The 15,121-nt window shown below is 58.9% G+C and carries 13 protein-coding genes; 8 read left to right on the forward strand and 5 right to left on the reverse strand.

Annotated elements, in window-relative coordinates:
• The first annotated feature begins 587 nt into the window (after positions 1-587).
• Together QP981_RS02125 and QP981_RS02130 are read left to right on the forward strand one after the other, a co-directional pair.
• Positions 588-1,883, forward strand: a complete 1,296-nt coding sequence (locus tag QP981_RS02125; RefSeq protein WP_016423307.1) for a citrate synthase — start codon at positions 588-590, stop codon at positions 1,881-1,883.
• A gap of 216 nt (positions 1,884-2,099) precedes the next feature.
• A complete protein-coding gene (locus tag QP981_RS02130; protein ID WP_005511805.1) occupies positions 2,100-2,459 on the forward strand; it encodes an FKBP-type peptidyl-prolyl cis-trans isomerase in 360 nt (119 codons plus the stop codon).
• A gap of 239 nt (positions 2,460-2,698) precedes the next feature.
• Here QP981_RS02130 and QP981_RS02135 read toward each other — a convergent pair whose 3' ends face one another.
• Positions 2,699-4,180: a carboxyl transferase domain-containing protein gene (locus tag QP981_RS02135; RefSeq protein WP_284857837.1), complete on the reverse strand. Its 1,482-nt coding sequence runs from the start codon at positions 4,178-4,180 to the stop codon at positions 2,699-2,701.
• A gap of 108 nt (positions 4,181-4,288) precedes the next feature.
• On the opposite strand from QP981_RS02135, the gene QP981_RS02140 reads away from it, so the two are divergent.
• The gene (locus QP981_RS02140) at positions 4,289-5,275 is read left to right on the forward strand and encodes a ribokinase (protein WP_284857838.1); all 987 of its coding nucleotides are present in this window, start codon (positions 4,289-4,291) and stop codon (positions 5,273-5,275) included.
• A 113-nt stretch (positions 5,276-5,388) separates the two neighbouring features.
• Here the strand turns inward: QP981_RS02140 and QP981_RS02145 are convergent, their stop codons facing one another.
• From QP981_RS02145 to QP981_RS02160, 4 genes are read right to left on the reverse strand one after another with little or no spacing between them, the layout of a single operon-like run.
• Positions 5,389-6,654: an ABC transporter permease gene (locus QP981_RS02145; RefSeq protein ID WP_016423304.1), complete on the reverse strand. Its 1,266-nt coding sequence runs from the start codon at positions 6,652-6,654 to the stop codon at positions 5,389-5,391.
• Positions 6,651-7,556, reverse strand: coding sequence for an ABC transporter ATP-binding protein (locus tag QP981_RS02150; protein WP_284857839.1), 906 nt, complete (start codon positions 7,554-7,556; stop codon positions 6,651-6,653). The genes QP981_RS02145 and QP981_RS02150 overlap by 4 nt, the downstream gene beginning before the upstream one ends.
• A 59-nt stretch (positions 7,557-7,615) precedes the next feature.
• Positions 7,616-8,185: a hypothetical protein gene (locus QP981_RS02155; protein ID WP_284857840.1), complete on the reverse strand. Its 570-nt coding sequence runs from the start codon at positions 8,183-8,185 to the stop codon at positions 7,616-7,618.
• A 2-nt stretch (positions 8,186-8,187) separates the two neighbouring features.
• Positions 8,188-8,451 (reverse strand): helix-turn-helix transcriptional regulator, encoded by a 264-nt coding sequence (locus QP981_RS02160; protein WP_042388879.1) that lies wholly within the window; start codon positions 8,449-8,451, stop codon positions 8,188-8,190.
• Between the two features lie 133 nt (positions 8,452-8,584).
• Between QP981_RS02160 and QP981_RS02165 the strand changes: the two genes are divergently transcribed.
• The 5 genes from QP981_RS02165 to QP981_RS02185 all read left to right on the forward strand — a co-directional run bounded on the left by QP981_RS02165 (position 8,585) and on the right by QP981_RS02185 (position 15,019).
• Positions 8,585-9,451: an aldo/keto reductase gene (locus QP981_RS02165; RefSeq protein ID WP_284857841.1), complete on the forward strand. Its 867-nt coding sequence runs from the start codon at positions 8,585-8,587 to the stop codon at positions 9,449-9,451.
• Positions 9,452-9,512: 61 nt separating this feature from the next.
• Positions 9,513-10,265 (forward strand): enoyl-CoA hydratase, encoded by a 753-nt coding sequence (locus tag QP981_RS02170; protein ID WP_284857842.1) that lies wholly within the window; start codon positions 9,513-9,515, stop codon positions 10,263-10,265.
• A 41-nt stretch (positions 10,266-10,306) separates the two neighbouring features.
• Positions 10,307-12,760, forward strand: a complete 2,454-nt coding sequence (locus QP981_RS02175; RefSeq protein WP_284857843.1) for an HAD-IC family P-type ATPase — start codon at positions 10,307-10,309, stop codon at positions 12,758-12,760.
• 226 nt (positions 12,761-12,986) lie between these two features.
• Complete coding sequence (locus QP981_RS02180) at positions 12,987-13,364, forward strand: DUF485 domain-containing protein (protein WP_070437585.1); 378 nt, start codon at positions 12,987-12,989, stop codon at positions 13,362-13,364.
• Between the two features lie 2 nt (positions 13,365-13,366).
• On the forward strand, positions 13,367-15,019 hold the full coding sequence (locus tag QP981_RS02185) for a monocarboxylic acid transporter (protein WP_070549884.1): 1,653 nt from the start codon (positions 13,367-13,369) through the stop codon (positions 15,017-15,019).
• The last annotated feature ends 102 nt before the right edge of the window (positions 15,020-15,121 follow it).

Genomic DNA, 15,121 nt, shown 5'->3' on the forward strand with positions numbered 1-15,121 from the left:
AAAACAGGGTGGATTGGCGTATTTGCAAAGTTTGCGAAGAATTTTTTCCAGTTTTGTTGGTGCTGAAAACTTGGCGGTGTGGAGCCTCGGGCGGGCGGCGAGGGGTGAATTATTGTGGATTTAGTCGATGTGTTTTCGGGCATCGGCTCGATGGCTTTTGAACTTTTAAAGACATTGGCTGTTGAATGTGCTCCTGACCTCCTGATTGGTAAATGAGCAGTGACAACGTAATAAACCCGTTTTTCCATTTGCATTTCGGGGTGAAGAGGGGTCAAGATTGGGTAAGCCCAGGCTGCCCGAATGGGGTAGAGGGTGTTGCACTGCTCACACTCTTTGATATTGTGTGTTCTAATCCACTGCAGGTGTCGGTTCTTTATGGTTACGACACGGTCGATGTGAACTAAGCAAACTTTTTTCACTGGGCAAGATGCAATGGAACGCAAATGTCGCGCATAATTGAATCATTGAAAACAATGCGACCCCGAAGGGGTGGCGTGGAGTTGGGAGGCAGCATGCTGTTTTCCGCTGTGCCTGCTTCCCCCGCACTCTGGAGTCGTTAAGAAGAATTTTTCTGTGAAAGGGAAGTTGTGGCTACTAAAGACGGCAAGGCTGTACTCCACTACCCGGGCGGCGAGTTCGAGATGGACATCGTCAAGGCAACCGAGGGTAACGACGGTATTGCACTGGGCAAGATGCTCCAGGAAACTGGACTGACCACCTTTGACCCAGGCTACACCGCCACCGGTTCTACCGAGTCCAAGATCACTTACATCGACGGCGGTAACGGCATTCTGCGCTACCGCGGTTACCCGATTGAGCAGCTGGCTGAGAAGGCTACCTTCAACGAGGTTTCCTACCTGCTGATTCACGGCCACCTTCCGTCTGAGGAAGAGCTTGCGCAGTTCAACCACGACATTCGTCACCACACCCTGCTGGACGAGGACTTCCGTCGCGCATTCAGCATCTTCCCGCGTGGCGCACACCCGATGCAGACCCTGGCTTCCTCGGTCAACATTCTGGCTTCCTACTACCAGGACGAGCTGGATCCGCTGAACGAAGAGCAGCGCAACCTGGCTGCGGTTCGCCTGATGGCTAAGGTCCCGATGCTGGCTGCATACGCTTACCGCGCATCCAAGGGTGAGCCGTACATGTACCCGGACAACAACCTGAACGCTCGCGAGAACTTCCTGCGCATGATGTTCGGTTACCCGACCGCTGACTACGAGGTTGATCCGGTAGTGGTTGACGCTCTGGACAAGCTGCTCATCCTGCACGCTGACCACGAGCAGAACTGCTCCACCTCCACCGTCCGCATGGTCGCTTCCTCCGGCGCTTCCATGTTCGTCTCCATCGCTGCTGGTATCAACGCTCTGTCTGGCCCGCTGCACGGTGGCGCTAACCAGGCTGTTCTGGAGATGCTCGAGGACATCCAGCAGAACCACGGTGGCGACGCAACCGAGTTCATGAATCGCGTGAAGAACAAGGAGCCGGGCGTCCGCCTGATGGGCTTCGGTCACCGCGTCTACAAGTCCTACGACCCGCGTGCAGCTATCGCTAAGAAGACCGCTCACGAGGTGCTCCAGCACCTCGGCGGCGACGAGCTGCTGGATTTGGCTATGAAGCTGGAAGAGATTGCACTGGCTGATGACTACTTCGTCTCCCGCAAGCTCTACCCGAACGTTGACTTCTACACCGGTCTGATTTACCGCGCCATGGGCTTCCCGACGGACTTCTTCACCGTCCTGTTCGCCATCGGCCGCCTCCCGGGCTGGATCGCTCAGTTCAACGAGCAGGTCACTGACCCGGCATCGAAGATCAACCGTCCTCGCCAGATTTACACCGGCGAGACCGAGCGTGACTTCGTTCCGCGCGACCAGCGCTAAGGATTTTCTAGCGATTACCGCGTAGGAGTTTCTCGCAGGTAACCCAGCATAGAAAAGTCCAGCGTTGAAAACGCGAAAAGGCGCGTACTAGCCTTCGAAAGGTTGGTACGCGCCTTTTATTTTTCCTAGAATTTTAAGAAACCCCATTTAAGTTGGGTCCATTTACGTTGGGCTGAATACCAACTGTGAAAAAACCAACTGTGATAGGAGATTGTCTTGTCCAAGCCAGAACTCACTGCTAAGTCCGGTCCGGCTCCGACGGAACTCGTCATCAACGACCTCACTGTCGGTGACGGCAAGGAGGCCACTCCGGGTGCTCGTGTCGAGGTCCACTACGTGGGTGTTGACTACGAAACCGGTGAAGAGTTCGACTCTTCCTGGAACCGTGGCCAGTCCATCGAGTTCCCGCTGAACGGCCTGATTGCCGGTTGGCAGGAAGGCATTCCGGGCATGAAGGTCGGCGGTCGCCGCGAGCTGATTTGCCCGCCGGAGAAAGCTTACGGCCCGGCTGGTGCAGGACACTTCCTGTCTGGTAAGACCCTGGTCTTCGTCATCGACCTGTTGGACGTTAAGTAAAAGTCCGCATGCTAGCTCTGCTGGCCGGCTGAGCTTCGCTTCGCGGCTCCTGCCCATCCCTCCGTCGGCGGTTTGCAGGATTTCCGGCGAAGAAAGTGACTGCGTTTATGACACTTCAGGCGTGAAAAATTGCCCAAAAGTGTCATAAACTCAGTCACTTTCTTGCTTTCTGAGGTTGGGGTGGGGGCTGAAGGCCCAAACCAGCCCCACGCCAGTCCCACACCAGGCCCCAGCCCCCCTTACTCGCCCAGCGCGAAGCGACGGTAGTGGTCGAAACGCTGCTCACGGCCAACGCGAGCCGGATTCTTCTCTAGCTCCCAGAGGGCGTGCTCGATAGCACTCAGAGCACGGCGGGGCAGTTCGGACGAATCCTCAGGTTCGGCCACAATCTCGTCGATGACCCCGGTCTTCAGCATGGCCTCGGCGCCAACGCCCTGCTCCTCCATCATTTCCGGGGCATGCTCGGTGTCTCGGTAGATAATCGCCGAAGCGCCCTCCGGCGGCAACGGAGACATCCAGGCATCGTGCATTGCCAGCACGCGGTCAGAGGGCAGCATGGCCAGCGCACCGCCACCGCAGCCCTGGCCGAGAATGAGTGACACGGTCGGAACCTTCAAGTTCACCAGCGTGGTCAAGGTGCGGGCAATCTCGCCGGCCATGGCATTTTCCTCGGCGTCTTTGGTCAACTCAGCGCCTGGGGTGTCAATGACCGTGACTAGCGGAATGTTCAGGCTCTCCGCGATGCGCATCGCACGGCGGGCAAAACGCAGTGAGCCAGGCCCCATTGGATGCGTGCCCAGCGGCGGCTGGTTATGGCGATCCTGGGCGACCAGAATCACCGGCCGCTCACCAATCCGCGCCAGGCGAGCCCGGACCGACAGCGACTTGTGGCCATCGCCGGTGCCGGAGATTGGCACGGAGCAGTCGACAAGGGCATCGATAATATCGCCGCCACCTGGACGAGAAGTATCGCGGGTGCGCAGGATAGCTTCCCAGGTATCGCGACCGTCAATGGCTGCTACTGGCGGTGGGGTGGGTTCGCTGGGGTCTCCGTCGGCAAGCACGTCGATGGTGCGGCGGACAGCGCCGCGCAGACCTTCGAGCGGAATGATGCCGTCGATAATGCCCTGCTTGAACAGGTTCTCGGAGGTCTGAACGCCTTCGGGCATGGGTTCGCCGGTAGCCAGCTCGACGACGCGCGGGCCGAGGAAGCCGAGAAGTGCGCCGGGCTCTGCGAAGGTGAAGTGGCCTGCCGACCCCCACGACGCCATGACACCACCGGTGGTGGGATTGCGCAGGTACACCAGGAATGGCAAGTGAGAATCCTTGTGGCGCGCCACTGCGGTGGTAATAGAGATCATGAGCGCGAACGCCGCAGTGCCCTCCTGCATGCGAGTGCCACCCGAGGTCGGGGAGAGCAACAGCGGCAGCTGCTCCGCAGTCGCGCGCTCGATGCTGCGGATAATACGACGAGCGGTAGCGGCGCCGATAGAACCGCCGAGGAAGCCGAACTCAGAACAGATGACGGCGACGCGCTTGCCGCCGACGGTGCCTTCGCCGGTGATAACGGCCTCATCGAGACCGGTTTTCTCAGAGGCTCGGGACAGTGTGCCGCGGTAGGACTCGTCGATGTTGCCATGCTTGGGCGCGCCGTCCCAGGATGTGAAACTTCCGTGGTCGAGGACGGTATCTATTACTTGTTGGGCGCTGATTCTAGCCATACCTCCACGGTAGTAAACAAGGGGTAAACCGGCTTAGTTGATGGTGGGCGGAAAGGGGTAGCGCTATTGTCGGAAAAAACGTGTCCGCACTACCGAGGAGTCGAACCAATGCCGATTACTGAGCGCCTCACCGAGCTGGCTGAACAGAGGCCAAACGTATGTGTCGTCGGTTCCATCAACGCAGACCTGACTGTCACCGTGAAGCGCCTGCCGCATGGTGGTGAGACTATCGAGGGCAGTCCTCTGCGCATTCTGCCGGGCGGTAAGTCGGCGAATCAGGCGGCGACGGCTGGCAGGCTGGGCGCGGCAGTGGAACTGGTCGGCGCGGTCGGTTCGGATCCCAACGCGCAGTTGCTGCGCGACGCGCTTACCGACGCTCACGTGGACATCTCCGCAGTTGAGACCGTCGACTCCGCCACTGGTACAGCCATGATTGTCGTTGATGATGCGGCGGAGAATTTCATTGTCATCTCCGCTGGCGCCAATGGTGAAGTCGATGCTGAGATGGTGCGCAGTCATGCGGACAAGATTCAGCGGGCTGGGTGCCTCGGTCTGTGTCTGGAGATTTGTGATGAGGCTGTCCTGGCCGCCGCACAGATTGCCCACGATGGGGGTGTGCCGGTGGTGTTCAACCTGTCGCCGATTCGGGCGGTCAGTGAGGACCTGCTCGCGCTGGTCGATGTCCTCATTGTCAACGAGCACGAACTCGCAGCCATCATCGGCTCCGAGCGCGCGGTCGCCGGTTGCGAGCACGGTCAGTGGGATGCGGTTGGGCGCGCGCTTGCCGACGAACACGGGATTTCCACGGCCATTGTCACACTTGGCGGGGAGGGGTCTGCGGTCTTGAGGACGTCGGAAAGCGAGGTGGCAGTCACTCGCATTCCAGCGCTGCCCATCGAGGTCGTGGACACCACGGGCTGCGGTGATGCGTACATGGGTACGGTCCTCACCGCGTTGGCCGCGGGCGATGATGTGGTGACGGCAGCTCGTCTTGCGGCGGTGGTCTCGGCTCATGCGGCGACAGGCGTGGGGGCGCAGACCTCCTATGGCGAGACAGGAAAAATCGCGCAGTTTGCGGCGGACCATGGTCTATAAGGTGCGCTGCGCAAAGGCCTATAAGGTGCGCTGAGCAAACTACGCGATTGACGATTATTCGGTTTTAGGTGACCGTGCCGAAGGAGCCACGCTCTTTTGGGCAGGGCCGGGGGCTAGCTCTTGGCTGTCAGAGCCTTCTTCCAGCTGACCGCGGCACCGGTGCGCAGGACATTGCGCGGGTAGATCCAGGCGGCGAGTGCGATGACTGCGGCTACTCCCACAACCATGATTAGCAGCGAAGCCGCCAACTGGAGTGCGGAGAAGTTGCCAACGGCGTACTGCATCGGGGCAGTGGTGATGGAAACCGGTGGAATCCACGCTGCAATCTGCATGACGGTAGAGTCCAACTTGCTCCAGCCAAACAGCGGAACATACATCGTGATCAGCGAGAACACCAGTACCGGCATCTGTGCGCCCTGGAAATCTTCCATACGGCTGACCAAGGATGCGGAGGCTGCATACAGCGCGGCGAAGAAGAAGTAACCGAGGATGAAGCACGGGACCAGCAGCCAGACTGCGGACCACGGCACATCGAAGCTCTCCGCCAATCCGGTAATCATGAGGGCAACTGCGGCGCTGGCGGTCAGCACGCTCATCATGATGATGCCAGCCAGACCGGCGCCGAGGATCTTGCCAGCCAGCAGGTGCGCCGGGCGAACGGTCGAGAGAATGATCTCGATGACGCGGGAGGACTTCTCCTCGATGACGCTGGTGGCCACCGCGCCGCCGAAGACGAGGATGGCGGTCATCATGACCATCACACCAATCAGTGTGATGACCACTGCGGGCATCTTCTCGTCTTTGGCTTCATCCAGCGACTCCACCGACACGGCTGCGCTTTGAGTCTTGGAGAAAAACTCGCTGGGGTTGATTCCGTTTTCGCTGAGCAGCATGGCTTCATTTTGTTTCTGCAGCGACTCCTGCAGCATTGGGGCCAGCCAGGATGGGGCGTCGTCGGCAAGCAGCTTCCACGAGCCCTCCTTGCCTTCTGCGGTGTCGGGGACGAGAGCGGCGTCGGCGTCGCCGTCGGTGACGGCAGCGCGAGCGGCCTTGTCGTCTGCCGCGGACGTAATCTCCAACGGTGAGAGCGATGCTGTGGCAAATGCGCCGGCTGCGGCATCCGCGCCTTCAGCATCCTTTATTTCGGCGGTGGCGTCGGCGAGAGAGTCCGCGAACGGCGCTTCTCCGACGACCGCGATTTTTACGGTGTCATTATCGGACTTGGAGGTCATGTAGTCGGCAACGAAGATACCGCCGACGGCCGCCACTGCCATGATGATGAGCGTGATTAGCGAGCTTTTCTTCAGCAGATGCTCGCGGAGTTCGCGGACGAAAACAGTCTTGACGGCCGTTGAGGCGTTGTAAGTGTTGGTGCTCATTGCTGTACGGCCTCCTGGTAGAGCTCGGTAAGTGGAATTTGCAGAGGTCCAAACGAACGGACCGTTCCCGCTGCCATCGCGCTGTGTAGCAGCTTCTGGTCGGTGTCGGCGGGGGCGTTGGAATCGAGGTGAACGACGGTGGCACCATGGGTATCACGCTCCACGCTTGTCACGCCCTCGACGGAGGTCGCCCAATCCTGGGGCGCACCATCGAGCTTGACGACGAAAGCCCGTGGGCCCCGTGCTCGCAGCTCATCAACAGTGCCTTCCACGAGCATGCGGCCGTCGCGGATGATGCCGACGCGGTCACACATGCGCTCGACAAGGTCGAGCTGGTGGGAAGAGAACACAATCGGGGTGCCGCGGTCGGCGTACTCCTTGAGTACGGAGCTCATCACCTTGACCGCAACTGGGTCGAGACCAGAGAAGGGCTCGTCGAGGACTAGTATTTCTGGGTCGTGGACGAGGGAGGCTGCCAGCTGCACGCGCTGCTGATTGCCGAGCGAGAGCGTGTCGACCTTGTCGTTAGCGCGCTCGGTGAGACCGAGGCGATCCAACAAGTTGTCGGCGTTGGACTCCGCGCGCTTGGTGGGCACACCGTGTAGGCGAGCAAAGTAAATCAGCTGCTTGCGGACCTCATCCTTTGGGTAGAGGCCGCGTTCTTCTGGCATGTAGCCAATCGTGCGGCGCAGCGAGTCATTCATCGGGGTATCGCCGATGCGTACCTCGCCTTTATCGGTGGCCAGCACGCCCAGGGCAATGCGCATAGTGGTGGTCTTGCCGGCACCGTTAGAGCCGACGAAGCCGTAGATTTCTCCAGGGTGAACTTGGAAGCTCATGCCACGGAGAACCTGCAGGTCTCCGTAGGACTTCTCAAGCCCGTCAATAATGAGGCTGTTCATGGTGATCCTTAGATTGAGGAGTGAAGGGCAGAGGAGGGATATGAGTTTTTGAGCCCGTACTAGTCGTCGCGCAGATTCCAGGCGTAGACGACGGTGGGCAGCGTGGAAATGTAGAGGAAAGCGATAATTCCGAAGATTCCGAAGCTGTACGGAATGTAGTGTCCCCAGTCAGGTTGCGCGTTCAGGACATAGGTGCCCACCAGAACGAGAGCGAGGAAGGTCACCAAGCCGAAGTAGGTGAAGCAGCGATATGTCAGTCCCCGCAGGTTCAGAATCTGTTCCTGCTGGTATTCGTCCAGTAGCGAGGTCGGTGCGCTGTCAACCATGTCGACTGTGATGTTGAGGCTGGTCCAGACGACGACCATAATGAGGGAAATCACTGGCCAGAGCAGAGAAAGCCATCCCGGGAAAATATCGGTCAGGCTACCGAGAAGCGCGATGCCGCTCAGCAGCATCAGCACAAGGCACACCTCGAATGCGATGACCAGCTTCCGCCGCGCCGCCTGGTTGCGCCACTTGGGCAACCAGCTCGACATCTGCTCGACACGCTTTGTGTACTTCGCTTCGCGCCGGGCTTCTAGCTTTTCGAAAAAGTTCGGTGTTGCGTTTTCAGTCCGAATAGCTGGCATCGTTAGCTTTCCTTTCGGTATAGGGCAGAGGACATGGGCTTGAATTCCTCGCGAGAAAACACCGCCTCAACGGGGAGATCGAACACCGCGCAGATGCGAAATGCCAGATCCAAGCTGGGGTAGTGGTCACCTCGCTCCAACGCGCCAATCGTTTGAGGATTGACCTCTACTTGTTTGGCTAGTTCGGCTCGGCTGAGTCCGTGTTCTGCCCGCAGCACTGAAATTCTGTTGAATATCGGTTCTTTGGGTTTAATCTTTGGGGACACACTCCAAAGTGTTGTATAAACACAACACTACGTCAACTGTTCGCAACAAAATGAAGCGCACTCACCTTTCTAAACCGCAGGTCAGCAGGGTAGAAAAAATCTAAAAAATTTTCAGTCCGTACACTCGGTTGGCATGACCACACTCAATCTGAAGTACGATGCAGCGACAACCGGAATTGCCAACGTGGAAATGGTCGATGGCAACGCCATCCCGATTCTGGGGTTCGGTACCTACAAGCTTGACGATGAGCAGGCGCGCGAATCCGTGCGCTACGCCCTGGAAATCGGCTACCGCCACATCGACACCGCATCGCTCTATCGCAATGAGCGAGGGGTTGGGCAGGGTATTGCTGATGCGGTCGCTGCGAACGTCGTAAAGCGTGAAGATATCTTCGTGACCACGAAGGTCTGGAACGATGCGCAGGGGTCGGCGGCGACGCGCGAGTCCGTGCGGGCATCTTTAGAACGGCTCAGCCTTGACTACGTTGACCTGGTGCTTGTGCACTGGCCGGTGGAGAAGCAGGGGACGTTTGGGCAGTGTTTCGATACGCTGCTGGAGCTCAAGCGTGAGGGGCTGATTCGCTCGGTTGGTGTGGCGAACTTTTACCCAGAGGTGCTCGACCAGCTCTCGGAGACTCCGGTGGTCAACCAGATTGAGCTGCATCCGCAGTTCCCGCAGAATGAGCAGGTTGAAGACGATCGTCGTCGCGGTATTGTCACGCAGGCTTGGTCGCCGTTGGGGCGCGCGAAGTACTTTGAGGGCTCGCCGATTGCTGAAATCGCAGATCGCCTGGGTAAAACTCCCTCCCAAGTTGCTATCCGCTGGCACCTTCAGCGTGGCATCGTGGCCATCCCGAAGTCGGGCACGCCGTCGCGCATCAAGGAGAACTTTCAGGTCACCGACTTTGAACTCGCCGACGAGGACATGGAAACGATTGCGTCGATGGCGCGTGCCGACGGTCGCCTGAGTGGCGACCCGCGGGTATTCGGCAACGAATAAGCGAATTTAGATTTGCTTATAGCCCCATCACTATTGGTGTTTCGCGGGTAGCCTAAATGCTATGACGAACCCAGCATCTGAAATCCGCGTCGAAGCCGACGGCGCAATTGTCACTATCACCATCGACCGAGATCATAAGCGCAACTCCCTGACTGCCGACGTGTGTCGTGACATCGCCGATGCGGTGGAAGCTGCCGCTGAGGTTCCAGAGCAGCGCGTTATCCTGCTGCGCGGCGAAGGCCGCGCTTTCTGTGCGGGCGCCGACCTGAGTGGCCAGCACCATGAAGATTCCTTCCACGAACAGCTCCGTCGAATGCTGCGCACAATCGAGGCCAGCCGTCTGGTGGTTATAGCGGATGTGCAGGGGCCGGCTGTCGGAGCTGGTATGCAGCTGGCGATGGCGGCCGATTTGCGCGTCGTGGGTGAGCGCGGCTGGTTTATGATTCCGCCGGTCAAGCTCGGTATCGCTGTCGATGCCTGGACAATTCGCCGCGTACGCGTACTCGTCGGCGGTGCCCGCGCCCGCACTATTTTGTTGGCGGCCGAGCGCATGGATCAGGAAGCCGCCCGCGGTTGTGGTCTGGCTTCCTACCTCGGTGGTCCGGACAAGGCGGAGGAGGCAGCGCTTCGTATCGCCACCTACGCGCCCCTGTCGCTGGCCTACCACAAGGCAGTGCTCAACGACGATGAGACACATAGCCCGTTGAAGGACTACCAGCAGGAGCTCTACGACACGGTGTGGGCTTCCGAGGATGCTGCGGAGGCATCGAAGGCGCGAGCCGAAAAGCGCGAACCGAATTTCATTGGCAAATAGGTCGAATAGGTTCAGCAATTAGGCGAATAGGGTAGGCAGGCATGGGCTCGTGGAAAACTCCCGACAGTGGTCTTACTCAACAGCAGGTCCAGCAACGCATTGAGTTGGGGCACGTCAACGAGCTGCCGCCAACATCCGGGCGCAGTGTGTGGGACATTATCCGTGCCAATGTGTTTACCCGGATTAACGGTATTCTCGCTGTTTTATTCGCAGTCGTGCTCTATACCGGCTCAATTGTCAACGGTGCCTTTGGTCTGCTGATTATCGCCAACTCTATCGTCGGCATCATCCAAGAACTGCGTGCCAAGCGCACACTGGACAAGCTTTCCATTGTCGGCCGTGCAAAACCCATGGTCATTCGCGACGGGGAGTCTGCTCGCGAGATCGACCGCGAGTCCGTCGTCCTCGACGATCTCATCGAGGTTGGTCCCGGTGACCAAATCGTCGTTGACGGTATTCTCCGCTACGCCTCTGACGTGGCTGTCGATGAGTCCTCTCTCACCGGTGAATCCGATGCCGTCGATAAGAGCGTTGGGGACATGGTCTACTCGGGTTCCTCGGTCGTGGTGGGGTCGGCGCGATATCAGGCCACCAAAGTGGGCAAGGAGGCTTACGCCGCCAAGCTCGCAGCTGAGGCCAACAAATTCACGCTGACTGATTCCCAGCTCTTCCGCGGCATCAACAAGATCCTGACCTACATTTCCTGGATTCTCATTCCCGTCGGCGCCCTGGCAATCTATACGCAGCTCTTTGTCGCCGGCGATGATTTCAACGATGCGCTGCTGGGGATGGTCGCCACGCTGGTGCCCATGGTCCCTGAGGGGCTTGTCCTCATGACCACCATCGCATTTGCCCTTGGGGTGGTGCGCTTGGGGCGACATCGCGTGCTGGTCAATGAGTTGCCCGCCATCGAAGGTCTCGCGCGTGTCGACACCGTGTGTGTCGACAAAACTGGCACGCTCACCGAAAATGCGATGCAGCTAGTGGAAGTCGACATCGTATCGGGTGACGGTACCTCCCGCGATGAGGTCGACTCCGCACTCATCGATCTGTGCAAGCTCGACGATCGTCCCAACGCAACGGCTCGTGCACTGCTCGATGGGCTTGCGGACGCAGGGGACGTCGTAAAGCATGAACAAGCCAGAACCCGCCCCTTTACCTCGGCGAATAAGTGGTCGGCGCTGACGTATCACGGCGGTGCGACGTGGGTTTTCGGCGCGCCCGATGTGCTTGTCGACGACTCCGCGGTCGGCATGCAGAAAGCTCGGGAGCTTATGGAGGAAGGACTTCGTGTGCTCCTGCTCGCGCGGACTTCAGTTGGGGCAGATGACCTGCCCGGCGGTGCGCTGCGGAAGAGTGGCGAGGTGGAGTTGGAGCCAGTCGCACTTGTCGTGCTGGGGCAGAAGGTGCGTTCAGATGCGGCGGACACGGTGGCCTACTTCTATGAAGAAGGCGTCGAGGTCAAGGTCATTTCTGGTGACAATGACCGCTCCGTGGGGGCTGTTGCACGTGAGCTGGAAATGGAGGGGGCTAACAATCCTGTCGATGCTTCTGAGCTTCCGGTCAGCCGCGATGAGAATAGCGAAGCCAAGCCCACCGAGATCCGCAACGAGTTCGCAGACATTGTGGAGTCGCGGCAGATCTTCGGCCGTGTCACGGCGGAGAATAAGCGCGATATGGTTCATGCGCTGCAGTCGCGGGGGCATCATGTGGCGATGACCGGTGATGGTGTCAATGATGTGCTGGCGCTAAAAGCGGCGAACCTGGGCGTGGCTATGGGCGATGGGGCGCCGGCGACACGTTCGGTTGCGCAGTTGGTGCTGTTGGATAATCGCTTCGCCGTGATGCCGATGATTGTGGCGGAGGGGCGTCGCGTCATTGGCAATATCGAGCGTGTGGCCAACCTCTTTTTGACGAAGACCATCTACTCGGTGGTGCTGGCGCTGGCTGTGGGGCTGTGGGGGATGGATTATCCATTCGAGCCGATTCATGTGACCATTACGGGATGGTTCACGATTGGAATCCCGGCGTTCGTGCTGTCGTTGGCTCCTAACTTGGAGCGTGCGCGCGATGGTTTCGTGCGGCGCGTGTTGCGCTTAGCGATACCGGCGGGCATCACGGTGGGGTTGTTGACCTTCATGTTTTGGTTGTGGGCAAACCCGGGAGTCGACGCCAGCGATGCGGCACGAGGGGAGGCGTCTACTGCGACCCTCATTGTGCTGATTGTTTCGGCATTTTGGGTTTTGGTGGTCGTGGCTAGGCCATACACCTGGTGGAAGGTTCTGTTGCTGGCGGTATCGGCAGGAGCCTACCTGTTCATCTTCTCGGTTCGTTCAGTGGCCACAGTGCTTAATCTGTACTGGGTAGGGCGGGAGCTGTTGATTCCCGCGCTGATCGTGGGGGCCATCGGCGCGGTCATTATCGAAGCGCTGTGGTGGTGGCGTCAGAGTAAGCCATTGCCGGAAGAAGCGGAGAACACGAGTACAACGGCGTAAATGGGGGTAGTAAAAACGGCGCCTAAGTATGCAGGTAATGGCGTTTTTGGGGGTGCCTTAAGGCTCGCTGAGAAGTAGTTAGCCGCATTTAACTTCTTTGCTAACTGTGTTCCAGGTAACTTTGTTTCCACACATAATGAAAAATGTGGTGCATGGCACACCCTCGGGGTGGCTGTGCTGAACCTCATTACGAACACCTGCATAACTTCCTGGAAAGGATTAGCCCGTGTCCGCAACTCCCTTGCCGACAGACCGGCATAAGCCACAGGCGGCCGAGTACCGCTACGTGCAAAACTCAGCGCAGTTCCAAGAGCTCCGCTCTACATTCCGTTCTTTCGCCATCCCGATGACCGTCGCAGGTCTGGTGTGGTACATCGCATTCGTTTTGCTTGCGACGTTCGCGCCGGATCTCATGGCGACTCCCGTACTGGGCAATATCAACCTGGGCATCGTCCTTGGTCTGCTCCAGTTCGTGACCACCTTCGCCATCACCTGGGTGTACATCAACTTCGCCAACAAGAAGCTTGAGCCGATGCAGGCAGAGCTGCGCGAGGCACTGGAAAGCGGAGAAATCGCTGAAATCGTCGCAAAGAAGGAGGCATAGGCATGCTGACTAGTTTCTTTGCTGCAGATGACACTGCAGCAGCAGGTAACCCGATTCTCAACATCGCGGTCTTCGTCGCCTTCATTGTTGCGACCATGTTCATCGTTACTCGAGTGGGCAAGGGCGGAAACAAGGGAGCATCAGACTTTTACACCGGTGGCGCACAGTTCTCCGGTACCCAAAACGGTCTTGCCATTGCGGGTGACTACCTCTCGGCGGCTTCCTTCCTCGGTATCGTCGGCGCCATTGCGCTGACTGGTTACGACGGATTCCTTTACTCCATCGGCTTCTTCGTAGCCTGGCTGGTCGCGCTGCTGTTGGTTGCAGAGCCGCTGCGTAACGTCGGTAAGTTCACCATGGCCGACGTGCTGTCCTTCCGTCTTAAGCAGCGCCCGGTACGTACTGCGGCTGCTATCTCGACCCTCGCGGTGACCCTGTTCTACCTCATCGCGCAGATGGCCGGTGCAGGTTCCCTGGTCGCCGTGCTGCTCAACATCCACGACTCCACTCAGCAGTCCATCGTTGTCGCGGTCGTCGGCATCATCATGGTTGCCTACGTTCTCATCGGTGGTATGAAGGGCACGACTTACGTGCAGATGATTAAGGCCGTCCTGCTGGTCGGTGCTGTCATCATCATGACTCTGATCATCCTGGTTGGCGTTAAGGGTAACTTCTCCCAGCTCCTGCAGGACGCAGTGGACATGCACGCAAGCTCGGATTACATCGCCGAGAAGGGCTACGAAGCCTCCGCCATTCTTGAGCCGGGTCTGAAGTACGGCGGCTCCTTCGTCCAGCAGCTGGACTTCATCTCTCTGGGCCTGGCACTGGTCCTCGGTGTTGCTGGTCTGCCACACGTGCTCATGCGCTTCTACACGGTGCCGACCGCAAAGGAAGCTCGTAAGTCCGTGACTTGGGCAATCATCCTCATCGGTGGTTTCTACCTGCTGACCCTGGTGCTCGGCTACGGTGCTGCTGCACTCGTCGGCCCGGACCGCATCATGGCCGCGCCGGGCGGGGCCAACGCTGCAGCTCCGCTGCTGGCCTTCGAAATCGGTGGCTCCATCTTCATGGCTGTGATTTCCGCAGTGGCGTTCGCTACCGTGCTGGCCGTGGTCGCTGGTCTGGCAATTACCGCTTCCGCGTCTGTCGGCCAGGACCTCTACCAGGCCGTGATTCGCAAGGGACAGGCCACGGAAGCCGAGCAGGTTCGTGTCTCCCGCATTACCGTTATCGTGCTGGGTGTTGTCGCCATTATCCTCGGCATCCTGGCCATGGGGCAGAACGTCGCCTTCCTGGTGTCGCTGGCCTTCGCAGTGGCAGCATCCGCAAACGTGCCGACCATCCTGATGTCCCTGTTCTGGAAGCGCTTCAACACCGCAGGCGCAGTTGCCTCCATGTACACCGGTGTCATCGCCTCGCTGGTTCTGATTATCTTCTCCCCGGCAGTCTCCGGCGCTGAGTCCTCGATGATTCCGTCCGTTGACTTCTCCTGGTTCCCGCTGACCTCGCCGGGTCTGCTCGCAATCCCGCTGGCGTTCCTGGCTGGCATCATCGCCACCTACATGGGTAAGCCGGATAACTTCGATGACCTGGCAGCTGAGATGGAAGTTCGCTCCCTGACCGGTGTTGGTACCGAGGCTGCGGTTGATCACTAATAACCACTGAGCCTTTGGCTGGCAACGCTGCCCGAACAGCTCGGCCAAACTCAATTAACTGAATAGACAAATGCAAAAGCCCCGTTATCGTCACTGGTAGCG

Source organism: Corynebacterium sp. MSK047, from assembly GCF_030232285.1.
Lineage (GTDB): Bacteria > Actinomycetota > Actinomycetes > Mycobacteriales > Mycobacteriaceae > Corynebacterium > Corynebacterium jeikeium_D.